At 71.8% G+C, this 19424-nt stretch carries 17 protein-coding genes; 13 read left to right on the top strand and 4 right to left on the bottom strand.

Features of this window, described 5'->3' with window-relative positions:
- The first annotated feature begins 170 nt into the window (after positions 1–170).
- On the top strand, positions 171–1799 hold the full coding sequence (locus IF20_RS25070; protein ID WP_052867565.1) for an MFS transporter: 1629 nt from the start codon (positions 171–173) through the stop codon (positions 1797–1799).
- Between the two features lie 121 nt (positions 1800–1920).
- On the top strand, positions 1921–3108 hold the full coding sequence (locus IF20_RS25065) for an acyl-CoA dehydrogenase family protein (RefSeq protein ID WP_052867563.1): 1188 nt from the start codon (positions 1921–1923) through the stop codon (positions 3106–3108).
- Positions 3109–3160: 52 nt separating this feature from the next.
- Here IF20_RS25065 and IF20_RS25060 read toward each other — a convergent pair whose 3' ends face one another.
- The 4 genes from IF20_RS25060 to IF20_RS25045 form a co-directional block, all read right to left on the bottom strand.
- Positions 3161–3616, bottom strand: coding sequence for a cell division protein SepF (locus tag IF20_RS25060; protein WP_052867562.1), 456 nt, complete (start codon positions 3614–3616; stop codon positions 3161–3163).
- 295 nt (positions 3617–3911) lie between these two features.
- Entirely contained in the window at positions 3912–4838 is a 927-nt protein-coding gene (locus tag IF20_RS25055) for an ABC transporter substrate-binding protein (protein WP_052867560.1), read from the bottom strand.
- Positions 4835–5335: a GNAT family N-acetyltransferase gene (locus IF20_RS25050; protein WP_199896732.1), complete on the bottom strand. Its 501-nt coding sequence runs from the start codon at positions 5333–5335 to the stop codon at positions 4835–4837. Before IF20_RS25050 ends, IF20_RS25055 begins: the two co-directional genes overlap by 4 nt.
- A complete protein-coding gene (locus IF20_RS25045; RefSeq protein ID WP_052867558.1) occupies positions 5332–6378 on the bottom strand; it encodes an LLM class flavin-dependent oxidoreductase in 1047 nt (348 codons plus the stop codon). Before IF20_RS25045 ends, IF20_RS25050 begins: the two co-directional genes overlap by 4 nt.
- Positions 6379–6816: 438 nt before the next feature.
- On the opposite strand from IF20_RS25045, the gene IF20_RS25040 reads away from it, so the two are divergent.
- From IF20_RS25040 to IF20_RS24990, 11 genes are all read left to right on the top strand, one after another.
- The gene (locus tag IF20_RS25040; RefSeq protein ID WP_052867557.1) at positions 6817–7695 is read left to right on the top strand and encodes an amino acid ABC transporter permease; all 879 of its coding nucleotides are present in this window, start codon (positions 6817–6819) and stop codon (positions 7693–7695) included.
- Entirely contained in the window at positions 7692–9542 is a 1851-nt protein-coding gene (locus tag IF20_RS25035) for an FAD/NAD(P)-binding protein (protein WP_052867555.1), read from the top strand. The genes IF20_RS25040 and IF20_RS25035 overlap by 4 nt, the downstream gene beginning before the upstream one ends.
- Complete coding sequence (locus IF20_RS25030) at positions 9526–10419, top strand: amino acid ABC transporter permease (RefSeq protein ID WP_052867553.1); 894 nt, start codon at positions 9526–9528, stop codon at positions 10417–10419. Before IF20_RS25035 ends, IF20_RS25030 begins: the two co-directional genes overlap by 17 nt.
- Positions 10416–11177, top strand: coding sequence for an amino acid ABC transporter ATP-binding protein (locus IF20_RS25025; protein WP_052867552.1), 762 nt, complete (start codon positions 10416–10418; stop codon positions 11175–11177). Before IF20_RS25030 ends, IF20_RS25025 begins: the two co-directional genes overlap by 4 nt.
- Positions 11178–11230: 53 nt before the next feature.
- On the top strand, positions 11231–12208 hold the full coding sequence (locus IF20_RS25020) for an ABC transporter substrate-binding protein (protein WP_052867551.1): 978 nt from the start codon (positions 11231–11233) through the stop codon (positions 12206–12208).
- A gap of 41 nt (positions 12209–12249) precedes the next feature.
- A complete protein-coding gene (locus IF20_RS25015; RefSeq protein ID WP_052867550.1) occupies positions 12250–13284 on the top strand; it encodes an LLM class flavin-dependent oxidoreductase in 1035 nt (344 codons plus the stop codon).
- Positions 13281–14606 carry an NtaA/DmoA family FMN-dependent monooxygenase gene (locus tag IF20_RS25010; protein WP_052867546.1) on the top strand — a complete coding sequence of 442 codons (1326 nt, stop codon included), beginning with the start codon at positions 13281–13283 and terminating at the stop codon, positions 14604–14606. The genes IF20_RS25015 and IF20_RS25010 overlap by 4 nt, the downstream gene beginning before the upstream one ends.
- 5 nt (positions 14607–14611) lie before the next feature.
- Positions 14612–15400, top strand: coding sequence for a DUF1684 domain-containing protein (locus tag IF20_RS25005; RefSeq protein ID WP_052867544.1), 789 nt, complete (start codon positions 14612–14614; stop codon positions 15398–15400).
- A gap of 285 nt (positions 15401–15685) precedes the next feature.
- Positions 15686–16582, top strand: a complete 897-nt coding sequence (locus IF20_RS25000) for a S1 family peptidase (RefSeq protein ID WP_052867542.1) — start codon at positions 15686–15688, stop codon at positions 16580–16582.
- Between the two features lie 272 nt (positions 16583–16854).
- The gene (locus tag IF20_RS24995; RefSeq protein WP_199896730.1) at positions 16855–17922 is read left to right on the top strand and encodes a slipin family protein; all 1068 of its coding nucleotides are present in this window, start codon (positions 16855–16857) and stop codon (positions 17920–17922) included.
- Between the two features lie 436 nt (positions 17923–18358).
- A complete protein-coding gene (locus IF20_RS24990) occupies positions 18359–19420 on the top strand; it encodes a S1 family peptidase (protein ID WP_052867541.1) in 1062 nt (353 codons plus the stop codon).
- The last annotated feature ends 4 nt before the right edge of the window (positions 19421–19424 follow it).

Genomic DNA, 19424 nt, shown 5'->3' with positions numbered 1-19424 from the left:
GTATGACACCCACCGGTCCTTGCGATGAGCATCTCATCGTGAGGTGAGCCATGTGTCCTGCCCGGCGACTCGCGTAGGCTTTCGTCACAACTCGCCCGTGCCGCCGGTTCCCCCGGGGTGTTCGTCGTGCCGTCGCGCGCGGCTGCGAGTGCTCGACAGGAGGTGCGTACATGTCCGGGACAACCACGTCCGGCGCAGAGCGGACGGCTGGTGTCACCCGGCATCGCGGCGGCGGCGCCAACCGCTGGACCGTGCTGATCGTGCTCTGCGTCAGCCTGCTGTTCGTCGCCCTGGACACGACGATCCTCTACGTCGCCGTGCCGGCCGTGACCGAGGATCTGCGTCCGGGGCCCGTCGAACTGCTCTGGGTCGTCGATGTCTATCCGCTCATCGCGGCGTCCCTGCTGATCCTCTTCGGGACGCTCGGCGACAGAGTCGGCAGACGCCGGATACTGCTCTTCGGCTACGGGCTCTTCGCGATCGCCTCGGCCGGTGCCGCGCTGGCGCCCAACCCACAGATCCTCATCGTGGCCAGGGCGCTGCTCGGCGTCGGCGGCGCGATGATCATGCCGGCGACGCTGTCGATCCTGCGCCAGGTCTTCCCCGACCGGCGGGAGCGGGCCGTGGCCATCGGCGTGTGGAGCGCGGTCGCCGCGGTCGGCGCGGCCGTCGGCCCGGTGCTCGGCGGCTTCCTGGTCGAGAACTTCTGGTGGGGTTCGGTCTTCCTCATCAACATCCCGATGATGGCCGTGATGCTGCTGGTCGGCCGCTGGCTGCTGCCGGAGTCCCGGGGCGAGCGGAACGGCCCGTGGGACGTGCTCGGCGCGGTCGTCGCGGCGCTCGGCGTGCTCGGCCTGGTCTTCGGGGTGAAGCGGATCGGCAGCGGGGCGCCCGTCCTGGGCTGGACGACGCTGCTCCCGATCCTCGTCGGGGCGCTGCTGCTCGCCCTCTTCGTCCGCCGCCAGCGGCGCCGCGAGCACCCGCTGATCGACATGCGGCTCTTCGCCCGCCCGGCGTTCGGCACGTCCGTCGGCTGCATCGTGCTGGCCATGCTGGCGCTGGTCGGCCTGCAGCTCATAGCCGTGCAGTACCTCCAGCTGGTGCTCGGCATGAGCCCGCTGGAGACCGGGCTGCGGATGCTGCCGCTGGTCTTCGCCGCGATGGCGGCCGGGCTCACCGGCTCCCGGATGCTGACGCGGCTCGGCCCGCGGGTGATGGTCTCGGCGGGCTTCGTACTCACCGCCTTCGCCGTGCTCTGCCTGACCACGATGGGCACCCACGACCACCCCTGGCAGCTCTCCGCCGGCTTCGTCCTGCTCGGCTTCGGCTTCCAGTCCACGCTCTTCGGCGCGTACGAGTCGATGCTCAGCGAGGCGCCCGCCGAGGCGTCCGGGGGAGCGGCGGCCATCGGGGAGACCTCCTACCAGCTCGGCGCCGGCATCGGCGTGGCCCTGCTCGGCAGCGTGATGAACGCCGTCTACGCGCCCGGGCTGCACCACGTCGCGGGCGTGCCGCACCGTGCGAGCCGGGCCGCGGGGCACTCCCTGGGCGAGGCGTACCAGGTCGCCGGCGATCTCGGGGCACACGCGCGGCGCGCGCTGCGCGAGGCGGCCCGCGCGTCCTTCGTGCACGGTCTGCACGTCACTCTCGTGGCCAGCGCGGTGCTGCTGCTGGTCGGTGCGGCGATAGCGCTCCGGCTGCCCCGGCGCGCGGCCGAGCCCTCGGAGCGCGCCGACGGGGACGCCGCGGGCCCGGGCCACGGCTCCGAGCGTGCCACCGCCGCCTCCCGCCCGCACTGAGCCGTCCCGTCGCCGGGTCCGGCACGGGCCCTCTTGTGGCGCGTCCGCGCGCGTCGTAACGTCTGCCGTGAGCAATAACTACCACTGCTAGTTTTTCGCGCAGCCGCAGGAGGCCCTCGTCATGTCCGCATCCACCCTGCCGCCCTTCGACCCGGCCGACCCGCTGGGCATCGACGACCTCCTCTCCGACGAGGACAAGGCCGTCCGCGACACCGTCCGGCAGTGGGCCGCCGACCGCGTGCTGCCGCACATCGCCGAGTGGTACGAGGCCGGCGAGCTGCCCGGCATCCAGGACCTGGCCCGGGAGCTGGGCTCCATCGGCGCGCTCGGCATGTCGCTCACCGGCTACGGCTGCGCCGGTGCCTCCGCCGTCCAGTACGGCCTGGCCTGCCTGGAGCTGGAGGCCGCCGACTCCGGCATCCGCTCGCTGGTCTCCGTGCAGGGCTCGCTCGCCATGTACGCCATCTGGAAGTTCGGCTCCGAGGAGCAGAAGCAGCAGTGGCTGCCGCGGATGGCCGCCGGCGAGGTCATCGGCTGCTTCGGCCTCACCGAGCCCGACCACGGCTCCGACCCGGCCAACATGCGCACCTTCGCCAAGCGCGACGGCTCGGACTGGATCCTCAACGGCCGCAAGATGTGGATCACCAACGGCTCGGTGGCCGGCGTCGCGGTGGTCTGGGCCCGCACCGACGACGGCGTCCGCGGCTTCGTCGTGCCCACCGACGCCCCCGGCTTCTCCGCGCCCGAGATCAAGCACAAGTGGTCGCTGCGCGCCTCGGTCACCAGCGAGCTGGTCCTGGACGACGTCCGGCTGCCCGCCGACGCGGTACTGCCGGAGGTCAAGGGCCTGCGCGGCCCCCTCAGCTGCCTCAGCCACGCCCGGTACGGCATCGTCTGGGGCGCCATGGGCGCGGCCCGCGCCAGCTTCGAGTCGGCCCTTGGCTACGCGAAGACCCGCGAGCAGTTCGGCAAGGCGATCGGCGGCTTCCAGCTCACCCAGGGCAAGCTCGCCGACATGGCCGTGGAGCTGCACAAGGGCGTCCTGCTCGCGCACCACCTCGGGCGCCGGCTGGACGCGGGGAAGCTCCGCCCGGAGCAGGTCAGCTTCGGCAAGCTCAACAACGTGCGGGAGGCGATCGAGATCTGCCGCACCTCGCGCACCATCCTGGGTGCCAACGGCATCTCGCTGGAGTACCCCGTCATGCGGCACGCCACGAACCTGGAATCGGTGCTCACCTACGAGGGCACCGTGGAAATGCACCAGCTCGTACTGGGCAAGGCACTCACCGGGCTCGACGCCTTCCGGTGAGCGGGCCGACGTGCTCCTGCGGATCGGCCGCGGCCGATCCGCAAGAGCGACGTCAGCTCTGGTTGAAGAACCCGCCCTCGCGGCGGCGGCCCGTGACCTCGCCGCCGCTCACCACCCGGTAGTCGGGCGGCGTGAGGAGGAAGACCCGCGTCGCCACGCGCTCGATCGAGCCGCGCAGCCCGAACGTCAGCCCCGCCGCGAAGTCGACGACCCGCTTGGCGTCGGCGGAGTCCATCGCCGTGAGGTTGACGATGACCGGCACACCGGACCGGAAGAGCTCACCGATCCCACGGGCGTCCCGGAAGCCGTCCGGGGTGACCGTGGCGATCCGGGTGCCCTGCTCCTGCGCCGTCTGGTCGGCCACCCGCACCCGAGGGTCGGTCACCCAGGAGTTGCCGCCCGTCTGTTCGGGCTCGGACCCCTCGGCGTAGTCGTCGTCGTAGTAACGCTCGTCATCGTTGTCGTCGACGAGGCCAAGCCACGCACTCGCCTTGCGCACCGATCCCATGGACGCCTCCTCTCTCCCGCGGTGTGCTGTCCGCCCCTCTATGGTCGGCCATGACGCGGATGATGTGCCAAGTGGATAGCCGCCGCATGGGGGGTTCGTGACACATCTGGTGCAATGAGGATGGCACAGCGTCAGCTTCAAGGCGATGACCGCGAACTGACTGTGCGAAGGGTGTCACACGGTGTGCGCGCTCCCTTGGACCCGCCCGGCAGGACAGATCGCAATATACCGGTAAGAATGCAGCTGCGCGGCGGGAACCGGGGCGGCGGTCACGTCGGCCGGCTTCGTGTCGCCCTCACCCCTTGGCCGGTGGATTGATGCGGGAGGCGTCGATCGCCGAGCCCGTGGTGCCCCACTTCTTCAGGATGCGGTCGTACGTGCCGTCCTTCTTCAGCCGGTTCACCGCCGCCCGGAAGGCGGGGGTCAGCTCGCTGCCCTTCTTGAAGGCGAATCCGACGTCCAGTCGCTGGTACTCGTTCAGGAAGCGCAGCCCCTCCTGCTGCCGCACCGCATAGCGCAGCCCGTTGATGGTGCTCATCACCACGTCGCTGCGGCCCTGCTGGAGGGAGATCCACAGCGCGCCCTGTTCGGCGTAGGTCTTGACCTCGTACGGCTTCTCGCCGGCCTTCGTGCAGCGGGAGCGGCTCTGCTCCAGCGTCGCCTCGAAGGTGGTGCCCGCCGAGGTCGCCACGGTCAGGCCGCACAGCTGCGTCAGATCGGTGACCTTCTTCAGGGGACTGTCGTCGCGGACCGCGAAGCCCTGGCCGTCGTTGATGTAGGTGACGAAGTCGATCGTCTTCTTGCGGTCCCGGGTGACACCGAAATTGCCGGTCCCCAGGTCGTACTTGCCGCTGCCCAACGCCGGCAGGATCGCTTCGAAGCCGGCTTCCTCGCGCGTGAAGCGCAGGCCGAGTACCTTCGCCACGGCGTCGGCGAAGTCGATGTCCTGCCCCACCACGGTCTTCCCGTCCGGCAGGTAGGTGGCGCCGGGCGGCGTGCCGACGCTGGTGGCGAGGGAGAGGGTGCCGCGCTCGCGTACGGCTTCCGGCAGCAGCTTCGCGGCGGCAGGATCCTGCCTGACGTCCTTGACCACATCGGTGGTGGGGATCTTCTCCTCGGCCGCGCCGGCCGTCTTCGCCGTCTCCTTCGGCGCGGCGCAGGAGGTCAGGGCGAGGGCCGCGGCGGCGAGCAGTACGGCGGCTCTGGTGGCGTTCGGGCTCATGGGGCCGGGATCTCCAGGTACTTCTCGAAGGGCAGCGGGCCGATCGACTCCGGGTCGGCGGTCACATCGAAGAGCGGGCGGTAACCGGCCGCGAGGTAAAGGCCCTTGGCCTCGGGCTGGCGCGGGCCGGTGGTGAGGTAGAGGCGGGTGTAGCCGCGCGCGGCGGCGTCCCGCTCCAGGGCGTGCAGGACGCGCCGGGCCAGTCCCCGGCGGCGGTGCGCCGAGTGCGTCCAGATCCGTTTCAGCTCGGCGGTGTGCGCGTCGTACTGCCGGTACGCGCCGCCGGCGACCGGCCGGCCGTGCTCCAGGAGCAGCAGGAAGGCGCCGCCGGGTGGGCCGAACTCCTCGGGTGGGTACTCCCGGTCCAGGTCCACCGGCTTCTCGTAGCGGGTGCTGTACTCGTAGGTCAGCTCGGTGAGCAGCGGTCGGGCGAGCGGGTCGGTGACGGTGGTGTGATGCACCGTCAGTTCGGTGGGATGCGGGGCCGGAGCGGTCACGGGCGGTCCCAGGGGAGCGTGTCGGGCGCCTCCTTGCGGAGCGCCGGCAGCACCTGGTCGGCCGCCAGCCGCAGCACCTCGGCCTTGCGCGCGAACGGCAGCCCGGCGCTCTCCACGCCGAAGAACTGCACCGCGTGCCCGTACGCCGCGTGCTGCTGGAGGATCTTGTCGATGACCCGGTCCGGCGAGCCGACGAGGGCGGGCCCGTGGGCTGCGGCATCGTCGAGACGGCGGTAGGGGGTGTTGTTGCCGGGCACGTCCCGGGCCGCGACCGCCGCCTCGTAGTACGGCGCGAACTCCTCGCGCGCGGCGCGGTCGCTCGGGGCGACGTACAGGGTGCCGCCCGCGCCGACCAGCGCGGCCGAGGGGTCGTGGCCGTACTCCGCCCAGCGTTCGCGGTAGTGGTCGATCAGCCGGGCGTAGTCGGCGACGGGCTGGATGACGTTGGCGGTGAACAGCGGGTCGCCCCATACGGCGGCGAAATCCGCGGAGCGTTCGCTGGTGGCGCTGCCGTGCCAGACGGTGGGCGGCCGCCGGTACGGGCGGGGGAGCGTGGTCGCGTCGGTCAGCGGTGGGCGGAACCGCCCTGACCAGGTGACCTTCTCCTCGCTCCACAGCCGGTGCAACAGTTCGTAGTTCTCCTCGTGGAGGTCGTACCGGTCGGCCGGGTCGCGGCCGAAGAGGGCCCACGGTTCGGGTGCATTGCCCTTGCCGATCATCAGCTCCAGGCGGCCGCCGGAGAGCTGGTCGACGGTGGCGTACTCCTCGGCGACCCGGACCGGGTCGAGAGTGGACAGGACGGTGACGGTGGTGAAGAGGCGGATGCGGTGGGTGCGCGCGGCGATCGCGCCCAGGACCGTGGCCGGGGAGCTGGCGAGGAACGGCGGTCCGTGCCGTTCCCCGACGCCGACGGCGTCGTAGCCCAACTCCTCTGCCAGTACGGCCAGTTCGACGACCTCCTGGAGGCGCCGATGCGGCGTGAGCAGCCGCCCGGACACCGCGTCCGGGACGTTGTCGATCAATGTCATGACGCCGAAGCGCATGGTGTCGCGCCCTTCTTCGAGCAGGCCGAAGGAACGGGGAAGCGAGGGGAGGGTGCGCCGAGGGAGGCGCGGAGGCGTGTGAAGGCGCGGCGGGATCAGGAAGAGGTGATCAGAACCGCGAAACGGCCCGGCCGAAGAGGACGGCGGGCGTGGTGCAGGGGGTCAGCTCAACAGGACGACGACCACACTCGACCGAAGTCGATGTGGTCGCGGGTGACCAGCCGCTGCCATGAGTGCATGCCGCCAAGTGGAACAGGCATCCGTTTCCGCGTCAACTGCCGACGAGACCAACATCTCACGATCCGGACGGGCTTGACAGTGCGCCGTACCGTCGCCATAGCCTCAAAGGCGGCCGTGCTGAGGGGCGCGACCGTTTTCTGAGCCTGTGTGAAGGCGCTCCACTCCCGTGTTCGATCTCTGCATCGACGGAGCCTTCGCATGCCTTCCGCCCAGCCGGTCCCCGGCACCCTCGACACCCCTGCCCACCCGCCGCCACCGGGGAGAACCGACCCCGACGAGGCGCCCCGCATCGTCCCGCGCCGCCGCACCGGCCAACGGGCCGCCGCGGCGCTCGTCCTGGTCCTCCTCGCGCTCGCCGCCACCTCGGTCGTCCGCAACGACGCCTTCCAATGGGACGTGGTCGCGAGCTACTTCTTCACCACCGCCGTCCTGCGCGGCCTGTGGCTCACGCTCTGGCTCACCGCGCTGGTCATGGTGCTCGGCTTCGCGCTGGGCACCCTGCTCGCCGCGCTGCGACTGTCCGCCAACCCCGTGCTCAGAGGCGTCGGCTGGGGCTACGTGTGGCTGTTCCGGTCGATGCCCGTCCTGGTGCAGCTCCTCTTCTGGTTCAACATCGGCGCGCTGTACCCGCACATCCTCGGCGTGAAGACGGTGCACCTCTTCGGCCCGCTCACCGTCGCCCTCATCGGCCTCACCCTGCACGAGGCCGCCTACGCCGCCGAGGTCGTACGCGGCGGCATCCTCTCCGTCGACCGCGGCCAGCTGGAGGCCGCGCAGTCCCTCGGCCTGAGCCGGTGGCGGCGCGGCCGGCGGATCGTGCTGCCACAGGCCATGCGCGCGATCGTGCCGCCCGCCGGGAACATGCTGATCGGCACCCTCAAGGGCACCTCGATCGTCTCCGTCATCGCGGTCCAGGACCTGCTGTACTCCGTGCAGCTGGTCTACCACCGCACCTACCAGGTCATCCCGCTGCTGCTCGTCGCCACCATCTGGTACGTCGTCATCACCTCGGTGCTCAGCGTCGGCCAGTACTACGTGGAGCGGCACTACGCACGCGGTGCGGAGCGCGCCCGATGAGCCCGACGCTGGTGATCGTGGGGGCCGGGCCGCGGGGGACCGGGCTGCTGGAACGCATCGCCGCCAACGCCGCCGACCTCTACGGCGACCGGCCGCTGGACATCCACCTCGTCGACCCGCACCCGCCCGGCGCCGGCCGGATCTGGCGGCACGACCAGTCCCCGCTGCTGTGGATGAACTCCCTCGCCGAGGACATCACCATGTTCACCGACGCGTCCGTGGAGATGGTCGGCCCGGTACGCGCCGGACCCACCCTCGCCGCCTGGGCGCGGCAGGCCGGGGACGGCACGGTCACCGTGCCGTCCGGCGCGGCCGAGGCGGCCGGCGCGCTGGGGCCGCGGGACTTCGCCGACCGCCGGCTCCAGGGCCACTACCTCGGCTGGGTGTACGACCGCGCGGTCGCGGCCCTGCCACCCCGGATCGCCGTGCACGAACACCGGCACCACGCCGTCCGGCTCGCCGGGCCGCGCGACGGCCGCCAGCAGGTCTGGCTCGAAGGCCGCCCCGCCCCGCTCGTCGCCGACCTCGTCGTGCTCACCCTCGGCCACCTCGGCTCCGAACCGCCGCCCGAAGAACAGGCGCTGGCCTCCTTCGCCGCCACGCACGGACTGACGTACCTGCCGCCGGACTTCACCGCCGACAGCGACCTGTCCGGGCTGCGCGCCGGCGAACCGGTACTGGTCCGGGGCATGGGCCTGGCCTTCGTCGACCTGATGATCCTGCTCACCGAGGGCCGCGGCGGCCGCTACCTCACCCGGCCCGACGGGCAGCTCGGGTACCTGCCGTCGGGCGAGGAGCCGGTGCTGCACGTCGGGTCGCGGCGCGGCGTCCCCTACCACTCCAAGATCGGTTACGACTGGACGGGCGAACGGCCGCCGCTGCCGCGGTTTTTCGGGCCCGCCGAGGCGGACGCACTGCTCGCCCGGCCCGGCGGCCCCGACTTCACCCGCGACATCTGGCCGCTCATCGCCAAGGAGCTGGGGTTCGCCCACTACCACCGGCTGTTCACCGCCCACCCGGAACGCACGGCCGTGCACTGGACCGACTTCGAGGAGAAGTACGCCGCCGCCGACCCCGGCAGCGCCGCACTCCACACCCTGGTCGCCGCCTCCGTGCCCGACCCCGCCGACCGCCTCGACCTCGACACGCTCGACCGTCCACTGGCCGGCGTGCGCTACCCGAACGCGGCGGCGCTCCAAGACGGCCTGCGCGGCTACATCCAGGCCGACCTGGACCGCCGCCACGACCCCGCGCACAGCCCCGACCAGGCCGTCTTCCTCGCGCTGCTGTCCGTCTACGGGCAGCTGACCCGGTTCGGCGACCTCGGCCCGTGGTGGCACGGCTTCTTCAGCTACCTCGCCTCCGGGCCGCCCGGCCCCCGGCTGAAACAACTGCTCGCCCTGTCCCGGGCCGGCGTCGTGCGGTTCCTCGGCGCCGACGTCACCGTCACCGCCGACGGGACGACCGGACTCTTCCGGGCGGGCAGCGCAAGCCTGCCGCACACCGAGGTCACCGCCCGCGCCCTGGTGGAGGCCCGGCTCCCCGCACCCTCCGTCGCACACAGCAGGGACGCGCTGCTGCGCGGCCTGTACGCCGACGGGGCCGCCACCACTCCCGGCGGGCTGCTGCGCGTCGACGCCGCCGACGGCCGGGTCCTGGACCGCGCGGGCCGGGCCCACCCGCGCCGCTTCGCGCTCGGCCCGCACACCGACGCGCGGGCCTCCGGCGCCTTCACCCGGCCCGGCACCAACGCGCCCTCCTTCCGCCAGAACGACGCGACGGCCCGCACCCTGCTCACCTTCCTCGCCGCACGCACCCCCAAGGAACACCATGCCGCTGACCAGTGACGCACCCGCCGCAGACGCCCCGGAGCGCGCCGGACCACCACCCACCGAAGCTCCCGCCCTGAAGGTCGTCCCCGTACGCCACCCGGCGCGCTGGGCGGCCATCGCCCTCACCGCCGTCGTCCTCGCCCAGTTCGCGCACGGGCTGGTCACCAACCCCGGCTGGGAATGGGGGGTCTTCGCGCAGTTCTTCACCACGGAGACGATCCTGCGCGCGGTGGGCACCACCCTGCAGCTGACCCTCTACGGCACCGCGCTGGGCTTCCTGCTCGGCCTGGTGCTGGCCTTCATGCGGCTGTCGGACAGCCCGTTCCTGAAGACGGTGGCGGCCGGCTACATCTGGGTGTTCCGCGCGGTCCCGCTCATCGTCCAGCTGCTGTTCTGGTTCAACCTCGCCTACCTCTACAAGCGCATCGACATCGGCATCCCGTTCGGCCCCGGCTTCTTCTCCTTCGACACGGTCAACCTGGTCGGCGCCATGAGCGCGGCGGTCCTCGGACTCGCCCTCCACCAGGCCGCCTACGCCGCGGAGATCGTGCGCGGCGGCGTCCTCGCCGTGGACGACGGGCAGCTCGCAGCCGCCGCCGCACTCGGCATCCCCCGGCTGCGCCAACTGCGGCGCATCGTCCTGCCGCAGGCCATGCGCGCCATCCTGCCCAACGCCGCCAACGAGGTCATCTCCCTCTTCAAGGGCACCTCGATCGTCTCCGTCATGGCGATCGGCGAACTCTTCTACCAGGTCCAGGTCGTCTACGGCCGCAACGGCCGGGTGGTGCCCCTGCTGATGGTCGCCACCGTCTGGTACGTCCTGCTCACCGGCGCGCTCTCCGTCCTCCAGCACTACATCGAACGACACTTCGCGAAGGGGGCCACGCGATGAGCGCGATGGTCGACATCAGGTCCGTGACCAAGAGCTTCGGGTCCGTGGAGGTGCTGCGCGGCATCGACCTCACGGTCCGGACCGGCGAGGTCACCGTCGTCCTCGGCCCGTCCGGGTCCGGCAAGTCCACGCTGCTGCGGACCGTCAACCACCTGGAGAAGGTGGACAGCGGCCAGGTCAGCGTGGACGGACAGTTGGTCGGGTACCGGAGGTCCGGCGACAAGCTCTACGAGCTGCGCGAGCGCGACATCCTCAAGCAGCGCACGCACATCGGCTTCGTCTTCCAGAACTTCCACCTCTTCCCGCACCTGACCGTGCTGGAGAACATCACCGAGGCGCCGGTCGCCGCGCTCAAGCGGTCCCGCAAGGACGCCGAGGCCGCGGCCCGCCGGCTGCTCGAACGCGTCGGCCTCGCCGACAAGGCCGACGCCTACCCCCGACAGCTCTCCGGCGGCCAGCAGCAGCGCGTCGCCATCGCCCGCGCGCTCGCCCTGGAACCGAAGCTGCTCCTCTTCGACGAGCCGACCTCCGCGCTCGACCCCGAACTGGTCGGCGAGGTCCTCGACGTCATCAAGGACCTCGCGCAGCAGGGCACCACCATGATCGTCGTCACCCATGAAATCGGCTTCGCGCGCGAGGTGGCCGACACCGTCGTCTTCATGGACGACGGCCGCATCGTCGAACAGGGCCCGCCCTCCCAGATCCTCGACGCACCGCGCCACGAGCGCACCCGCGCCTTCCTCTCCAAGGTCCTGTGACCATGCCGCACCACCGTCCCGGCACCCCGCCGCATCCCCCGAGGAGCACCCCCGTGAACCGCCGCCGCGCCCTGTCCGCCGCCCTCGCGCTCACCGCCGGAACGGTGCTGCTCAGCGCCTGCGGGAAGGGCGAGGCCGCGCCGCTGGACGCCGCCCCCGGGAGCAGCGGCGCCAAGTCGAAGATCAACACCAGCCCCGACCAGCACCGCATCCACGTGAAGAAGGCCCCGGACATCGCCGCACAGGTACCCGCCCGGATACGGGACCGCGGCACCCTCCGGTTCGGCCTGTCCACCGGCAGCAACCCGCCGCTGGGCTTCTACGCCACCGACGACCGCACCCTGATCGGCGTCGAACGGGACCTCGCCACCCTCATCGCCGACACCCTCGGCCTGAAGCCCGCATTCCACGCCCTGTCCTGGGAGAACCTCTTCGTCGGCCTGGACAGCGGCAAGCTCGACGGCGTCCTCTCCAACGTCACGGTCACCGAGGAACGCAAGGACAAGTACGACTTCGCCACCTACCGGCTGGACGAACTGGCCATGGAGGCCCGCAAGGGCAGCCACTGGAAGGTGCGCGGCGCGAAGGACGTCGCCGGCAAGAAGATCGCCGTCAGCTCCGGCACCAACCAGGAGAAGATCCTCGTCGACTGGAGCAAGCAGAACGAGAAGGCGGGCCGCAAGCCGGTCGACATCACGTACTACCAGAACACCTCCGACTACTACCTCGCCCTCCGGTCCGGCCGCATCGACGCCTACTTCGGGCCCCACCCGACCTCCGCGTACCACGTGGCCACCGCCGGTCAGACCGAGATCGTCGGCACCTTCTCCGGCGGCGGCGACCAGGTGCAGGGCAAGATCGCCGCCACCACGAAGAAGGACAACGGGCTGGTGAAGCCCTACGCCGCGGCCCTCCAGCACGTCATCGACAACGGCGCCTACAAGAAGGTGCTCGACCGCTGGGGCCTGGCGAACGAGGCCGTCACGAAGTCGGAGATCAATCCGCGCGGGCTGCCCAGGACCGCGCGATGACCACTGCTCACCCTTTTCGCCGCACCGGGAGGCGCACACCCATGTCCGTAAGCCAGCGGCCGCCGCACCTCGCCGTCGCCCTCGACGCCCCCGGCGTACCGGGCCCCTTCGAGGCGGCGCCCTACGTACACCTCGCCCGTCTCGCCGAGCGCGCCACCCTGGACTTCGCCACGCTCGGCGACACCTTCGCCCGGCCCGGCCCCGACGCCCTCGCCGTCCTGGCCGGGGTCGCGCCGCACACCGCACACCTCGGACTGGTCCCGACGGTGACCACCACCCACACCGAACCGTTCCACGTCGCCACCGCCGTACAGACCCTGGACTGGGTCAGCCGCGGCCGGGCCGGCTGGCAGGCCGAGGTGTCCCGCACCCCGGCCGAAGCCGCGCTCTTCGGACGCCGCCCCGCGGCCCCCGCCGAAGCGCTGTGGCGGGAGGCCGCCGACGTGGCCGACGTGGTCGGCCGGCTCTGGGACAGCTGGGAGGACGACGCGGAGATCCGGGACGCCGCCACCGGCCGCTTCATCGACCGCGACAAGCTCCACCACGTCGACTTCCGCGGAACCTCTTCCACCGGCGAGCCGTTCACCGTACGCGGCCCCTCCATCGTCCCCCGACCCCCGCAGGGCCGGCCCGTCATCGTCCTCGACGCCACCGACGCCGCCGCCCGCGAGGCCGCGGCGGCCCACGCCGACGTCGCCCTGGTCCGCGCCGAGGACCCCGACACCGCGTACGCGGCCCGCGCCGCACTGCGCGCCCGCGCCGCGGAGCTGGGCCGCGCCCCGGGCACCCTGCGCGTCCTGGCCTCGCTGCCCATCGAACTGCCCGCCGCCGGGGACGCGGCCGGCCTCGCCGACCTGCTCACCGACTGGCACGCCGCCGACACCGCCGACGGCTTCCACCTCCGGCCCGCCGACCCCGTACGCGACCTCGGCCGCCTCGTCGACGGCACCGTCCCCGTCCTCCGCCGCCGCGGCCTGCTGCGCCGCTCGTACGCGGGCACCACCCTGCGCGACCACCTCGGCCTGGACCGCCCGGTCAGCCGCTACGCCGCCCGCACCGGAAAGGCCTCCGCATGACCACCTCCCGTACGCCCGCACGCAAACGACTGCACCTGGCCGCTCACTTCCCGGGCGTGAACAACACCACGGTCTGGCAGTCCCCCGAAGCGGGCAGTCAGATCGAGTTCGACTCCTTCGTCCACCTCGCCCGCACCGCCGAACGCGGCCGCTTCGACTTCTTCTTCCTCGCCGAGGGGCTGCGGCTGCGCGAGCACAAGGGCCGCATCCACGACCTGGACGTGGTGGGCAGGCCCGAGTCGCTGACCGTGCTGAACGCGCTCGCCGCGGTCACCGACCGGCTGGGCCTCGCCGCGACCGTCAACGCCACCTTCAACGAGCCCTACGAACTCGCCCGCCGACTGGCCACCCTGGACCACCTGAGCGCGGGCCGCGCCGCCTGGAACGTGGTCACCTCCTCCGACGCGTTCACGGGTGAGAACTTCCGGCGGGGCGGCTACCTCGACCACGCGGAGCGCTACACCCGCGCCGCCGAGTTCGTCGCCACCGCGCGCGAACTGTGGGACTCCTGGTCCGAGGACGGCACGCCCCGGCCGTTCGCGCACCACGGGCAGCACTTCGACATCCGGGGCGAGTTCACCGTCCCGCGCAGCCCGCAGGGCCACCCCGTCGTCATCCAGGCCGGGGACTCCCCGGCGGGCCGTGACTTCGCCGCCTCCGCCGCCGACGTGATCTTCACCCGGCACGGCACCCTGGAGGCGGGCCGCGCCTTCTACGCCGACGTCAAGGGACGGCTCGCCGCGCACGGCCGCACCGCCGACTCGCTCAAGATCATGCCGGGCGTCACCTTCGTGCTCGGGGACACCGCGGCCGAGGCCCAGGAGAAGGCCCACCACATCCGCCGCCGGCAGGTCTCCCCGCAGAACGCGCTGCTCGCCGCCGAACAGATCTGGGGCACCGACCTCTCCCACCTCGACCCCGACGGGCCGCTCCCCGCCTTCGACCCCGACCCCGACGCGCGGCTCACCCAGGGCCGGACCCGGCTCGGCGACCCGAAGGAGATCGCCGACCGCTGGCGGGCGCTGTCCGAGGCCAAGGGGTTGTCCCTCCGCGAAACGGTCATCGAGGCGACCGGCCGGCAGTCCTTCATCGGCACCCCGGAGGCGGTCGCCGCCGAGATGGACGCGTTCGTCACCCAGAACGCCGCCGACGGCTTCATCCTCGTACCGCATCTCACCCCCGGCGGGCTGGACGACTTCGTGGACCGGGTCGTACCGCTGCTGCAGGAGCGGGGCGCGTTCCGTACCGAGTACGAGGGGAACACGCTCCGCGCGCACCTGGGGCTCCCCGAGCCCGCACGCAGCCCGGTGTGGAAGGGTTGACCGCCATGGGCACGGAAGCGGAGAAGGACTGGCGGACCTGGCGTGAGCTGCGCGAACGGACCGTCTCGGGGCCGTACGGGCCGCTGGCGCTGACCGGCACGCACTGGCTCGCCGACCATCCCGACGGCCGGATCGAGAACGTTCCCGGCCACTGGGCCGAGGCCGGCGAGGCAGTGCGACTGACCGCCAGCACGGGGGACGGGCTGACGCTGGACGGCGCCCCGTTCAGCGGCGAGGCACGGCTCGGCCCCGACTCCGCACCGGAGGCGGCCCGCGTCGCGCACGGCGGCCGGCGCCTGGTCGTCCTGCGGCGCGAGGACCGGTGGGCCGTCCGGGTCTTCGATCCGGAATCCGCCGCGCTGCGCGCGTTCACCGGCATCGATGCGTTCCCCTACGCCGAGGAGTGGCGGCTGACCGGCCGGTTCCACCCGTACGAGCAGAGGCGCACGATCCAGGTGCCGAACGCCGACGGCCGGGAGCGCGGCCTCGGCCTCGGCGGTGAACTGGCCTTCACCGTCGCCGGGGAGGAGCACACCCTCCAGGTCGCGGTGGAGGCCGACGGCTCGCTGTGGGCGGTGCTCGCGGACGCCACCAGCGGAACCGACAGTTATCGCTTCCGATTCCTGCGGCCGCCCGCGCCCGCCGCCGACGGCACGGTGACCGTCGATCTGAACCGCACACTGCTCCCGCCGTGTGCCTTCGCCGACCAGTTCCGCTGCCCGTTCCCGCCGCCCGGCAACACCCTCCCGTTCGCCCTGCGCGCCGGAGAACGGCAGCTCAGCGCCGGTCACTGACGCGCGGCCGCCCCGCGGACCGGGCCACGCGGAACCACCCGGGACCGCGCCGCGTCAAAGCGCCGACCGAGGGGACCGGGCCCACCGCCCCGGCAGCAGAAACCCCCGCTGCCGGGGCCATGTGGCATGCCTCGGACCGGAAACAGCCTCTTGCGCACCGGGCCCGGACACTCCAGACTCCCGTCCAGCGCTTGTCAGGGGCACGCGGAAAACGGAATCCCGTGCTGCCTGGCTGCGCCTCACGGGCCGCCTACAGGCGACCCCCGATTCCCCTCGGAGGAAGAAGTGAGGAACGAGCGCATCACCCCCCGCAGCGGCGTCGTCAGACGCACCCGGCTGATCGCCGTGGCGTCCGGCCTGCTCGTCGCGGGAGCCGTGGCCGTACCCAGCGCCAGCGCCGATGTGCAGCCGGCCACCACGTTCAGCGCCACGCAGCTGTCCGCTGCCGACCACTCGGTCCGCGCGGCGGATGTCGCGGGCACCGCATGGCGGGTCGACAAGGCGACGAACAAGGTCGTCGTCACGGTCGACAAGACCGTCTCCCAGGCCGAGATAGCGAAGATCAAGAAGGCGGCGGGCGTCAACGCCGGCGCCCTCAGCTTCGAGCGCACGGCCGGCAAGTTCGAGAAGTACATCTCGGGCGGCGACGCCATCTACGCCCCGAGCTGGCGCTGCTCGCTCGGCTTCAACGTCCGCAACGGCTCCACCTACTACGCCCTGACCGCCGGCCACTGCACCGACGGCAACCCGTCGTGGACCACCGGCAGCGGCGCGTCGATCGGCCCGACCGCCGGCTCCAGCTTCCCCGGCAACGACTACGGCATCATCAAGTACACCGGCTCCGTCTCGCACGAGGGCACCGTCGGCAGCCAGGACATCACCAGCGCCGGTACCCCGACCGTCGGCCAGACCGTCACCCGCCGCGGCTCCACCACCGGTATCCACAGCGGCCGCGTCACCGCCCTGAACGCGACCGTCAACTACGGCGGCGGCGACGTCGTCTACGGCATGATCCAGACCACGGTCTGCGCCGAGCCCGGCGACAGCGGAGGCCCGCTGTACTCCGGCACCAAGGCGCTCGGCCTGACCTCCGGCGGCAGCGGCGACTGCACCTCCGGCGGCACCACGTTCTTCCAGCCCGTCACGGAGGCGCTGAGCGCCTACGGCGTCAGCGTGTACTGAGGCTGAACCCGCTCGGGTACGTCCGGCACTTCCCTGTGGCCGGATGAGCGTTCTCGGCCCCGGGCACGTACTGAGGAATACTGCGCCACTGGACTGCAGCCAGCAGCAGTAAGGCCCCCGCTCGCCGCGGCGAGCGGGGGCCCCTTGCGTCCGTGGTGCTCGCCTCCGTTATTTGTTTTCCAGAAACATAGGACTCGACCCTCCCGGCAACCGGGCATACGGTGTAACCACGTACGACTCGGACGGCCGGCAGCCTGTGCTAGGGGGTCGTGATGGTCGAGGAACTCGTGGCGACCGGGGTGGCGCTGGCCTCGGCGGGCGCCGTGTACGCGGCGGCCGCGGCCCGGGTCATCAAACAGTACGAACGCGGCGTCGTCCTGCGGCTCGGGCGGCTCACCTCCCCGGCTCGCGGCCCCGGCTTCACCATGATCATCCCGTTCGTGGACCGGATGCGCCGGGTCAACATGCAGATCGTCACGATGCCCGTACCGGCCCAGGAAGGCATCACCCACGACAACGTCACGGTCCGGGTCGACGCGGTGGTCTACTTCAAGGTCGTGGACGCCGCCGACGCGGTCGTCCAGGTCGAGGACTACCGCTTCGCCGTCTCCCAGGTCGCCCAGACCTCGCTGCGCTCCATCATCGGCAAGAGCGACCTGGACGACCTGCTCTCCAACCGCGAGAAGCTCAACCAGGGCCTGGAAGTCATGATCGACAGCCCCGCGCTGGGCTGGGGCGTGCAGATCGACCGGGTGGAGATCAAGGACGTCTCGCTGCCGGAGACCATGAAACGCTCGATGGCCCGGCAGGCGGAGGCCGCCCGCGACCGGCGGGCCCGGGTGATCAACGCCGACGCCGAGCTGCAGGCCTCCAAGAAGCTGGCCGAGGCCGCCCAGCAGATGTCCGACCAGCCCGCCGCCCTGCAACTGCGCCTGCTGCAGACCGTGGTGGCGGTCGCCGCCGAGAAGAACTCCACCCTCGTCCTGCCCTTCCCCGTCGAATTGCTGCGCTTCCTGGAGCGCTCGGGACTCCAGGCCCAGGCCCAGACGGAGGCGTACGAGCGGACGCGGGAGGAGCCCGGGAGCGGCCCGGTCGAGGCGCACCAGGAGGACATACGCCACGAGGACGTACGCCACGAGGACGTGCGCCGTGAAGAGGTGGCGCTGGACGCGTCGGAGGAGCTTCCCGGCATCGACCTGCCGGGGGTGGACGTCCCCGGCGTGGAGATCCCGGAGGTGGAGGTGCCCGGGATCGAGGGGAAGCCCGGGATCGAGCGGAAATCCGGGATCGAGGGGAAGCCCGGGGCCGAGGGGAAGCCCGGGGACGGCACCGCGCGGTGAACCGCCGGCGGGGGAGCGGAAGCGGACCGTCTGTTTCCGGACAGGTGTAGTCCTCACCCCGCGCTGACCGCCGGCCGCTCACCGTGATCACCGGACACCGGAAAGGGGAGGGACATGCGCGGTTATCGGTGTGCAGGACCCGTGGACGATCGGTGAATCGTCGTACGCAAGACCGGAACTCGGTCTTGTGCGTGCCCTTGGGGGGTGGGAATACTCGGCGACGCGCATTGGCATGGACGCGACTGTCGAGCCGGACGCGGCTTCCGACGGTGGGCAGCGCATGCGGGCCGCGCACCCGTGCGGCACCCGGCCGTACCGGGGGCGTGCTGACCGTCCGCGACGGATGGCCCGTTCACGTCCGTGTCTTGATCTCCACCCCTCAGGGCCCGCACTTCCCCCACCATGGCGGGCCCTTCCCCCCACGGGAGGTTCTGACTTGAAGCACCGCCGCATACCCAAGCGACGCGCAGCCCTGGCCGGCGCCGGCGCCCTCGCCCTGGCCGCCAGCGCCACCTTCGCGCTCAGTGCCAATGCCAGCCCGGCCCCCGCGCCGCTGTCCCTGACGCCGACGGCGGCCGGCAAGCTCGCCGCGCAGCTCACCGACGGCACGGCCGGTTCCTACTACGACGCCAAGGCCAAGAAGCTGGTCGTCAACGTGGTGGACGAGGCCACCGCCGACACCGTACGGGCCAAGGGAGCCGAGCCCAGAATCGTCCAGCACACGCTCGCCCAGCTGAACGGCGCCCGGCAGACCCTGAAGTCCAAGGCCACCATCCCCGGCACCTCCTGGGGCGTCGACCCGCGGACCAACAAGGTCGTGGTGACCGCCGACCGCACCGTCAAGGGCGCGAAGCTGGCGAAGCTCACCAAGGTCGTCGACAGCCTCGGCAGCAAGGTGCAGCTCAACCGCAGCAAGGGAGAGTTCAAGCCCTTCATCGCCGGCGGCGACGCGATCTGGGGGAGCGGCTCGCGCTGCTCGCTCGGCTTCAACGTCGTCAAGGACGGCCAGCCGTACTTCCTGACCGCCGGCCACTGCGGCAACGCGGTCAAGAGCTGGTCGGACTCCCAGGGCGGTGGCGAGATCGCCACGACCGAGGAGTCCAGCTTCCCCGGCAACGACTACGCGCTGGTGAAGTACACCGGTGACACCGACCACCCCAGCGCCGTCGACCTCTACAACGGCAGCAGCCAGGACATCAGTGGCGCGGCCGAGGCGACCGTCGGCGAGAAGGTGCAGCGCAGCGGCTCCACCACCCAGGTCCACGACGGCACCGTCAAGGCCCTGAACGCCAGCGTCAACTACCAGGAAGGCACCGTCGACGGCCTGATCCAGACCGACGTCTGTGCCGAGCCCGGCGACAGCGGCGGCGCGCTGTTCGACGGCGACAAGGCCATCGGCCTGACCTCCGGCGGCAGCGGCGACTGCTCCGCGGGCGGCGAGACCTTCTTCCAGCCGGTCACCGAGGCCCTCGAGGCCTACGGCGCCCAGATCGGCTGACGCC

Origin of the sequence: Streptomyces niger (assembly GCF_000718305.1) — a bacterium.
In the GTDB taxonomy this organism is placed as follows: Bacteria; Actinomycetota; Actinomycetes; order Streptomycetales; family Streptomycetaceae; genus Streptomyces; species Streptomyces niger.
Note: the sequence above shows the minus strand (reverse complement) of the source record. Positions and strands in the feature narration are given on the sequence as shown.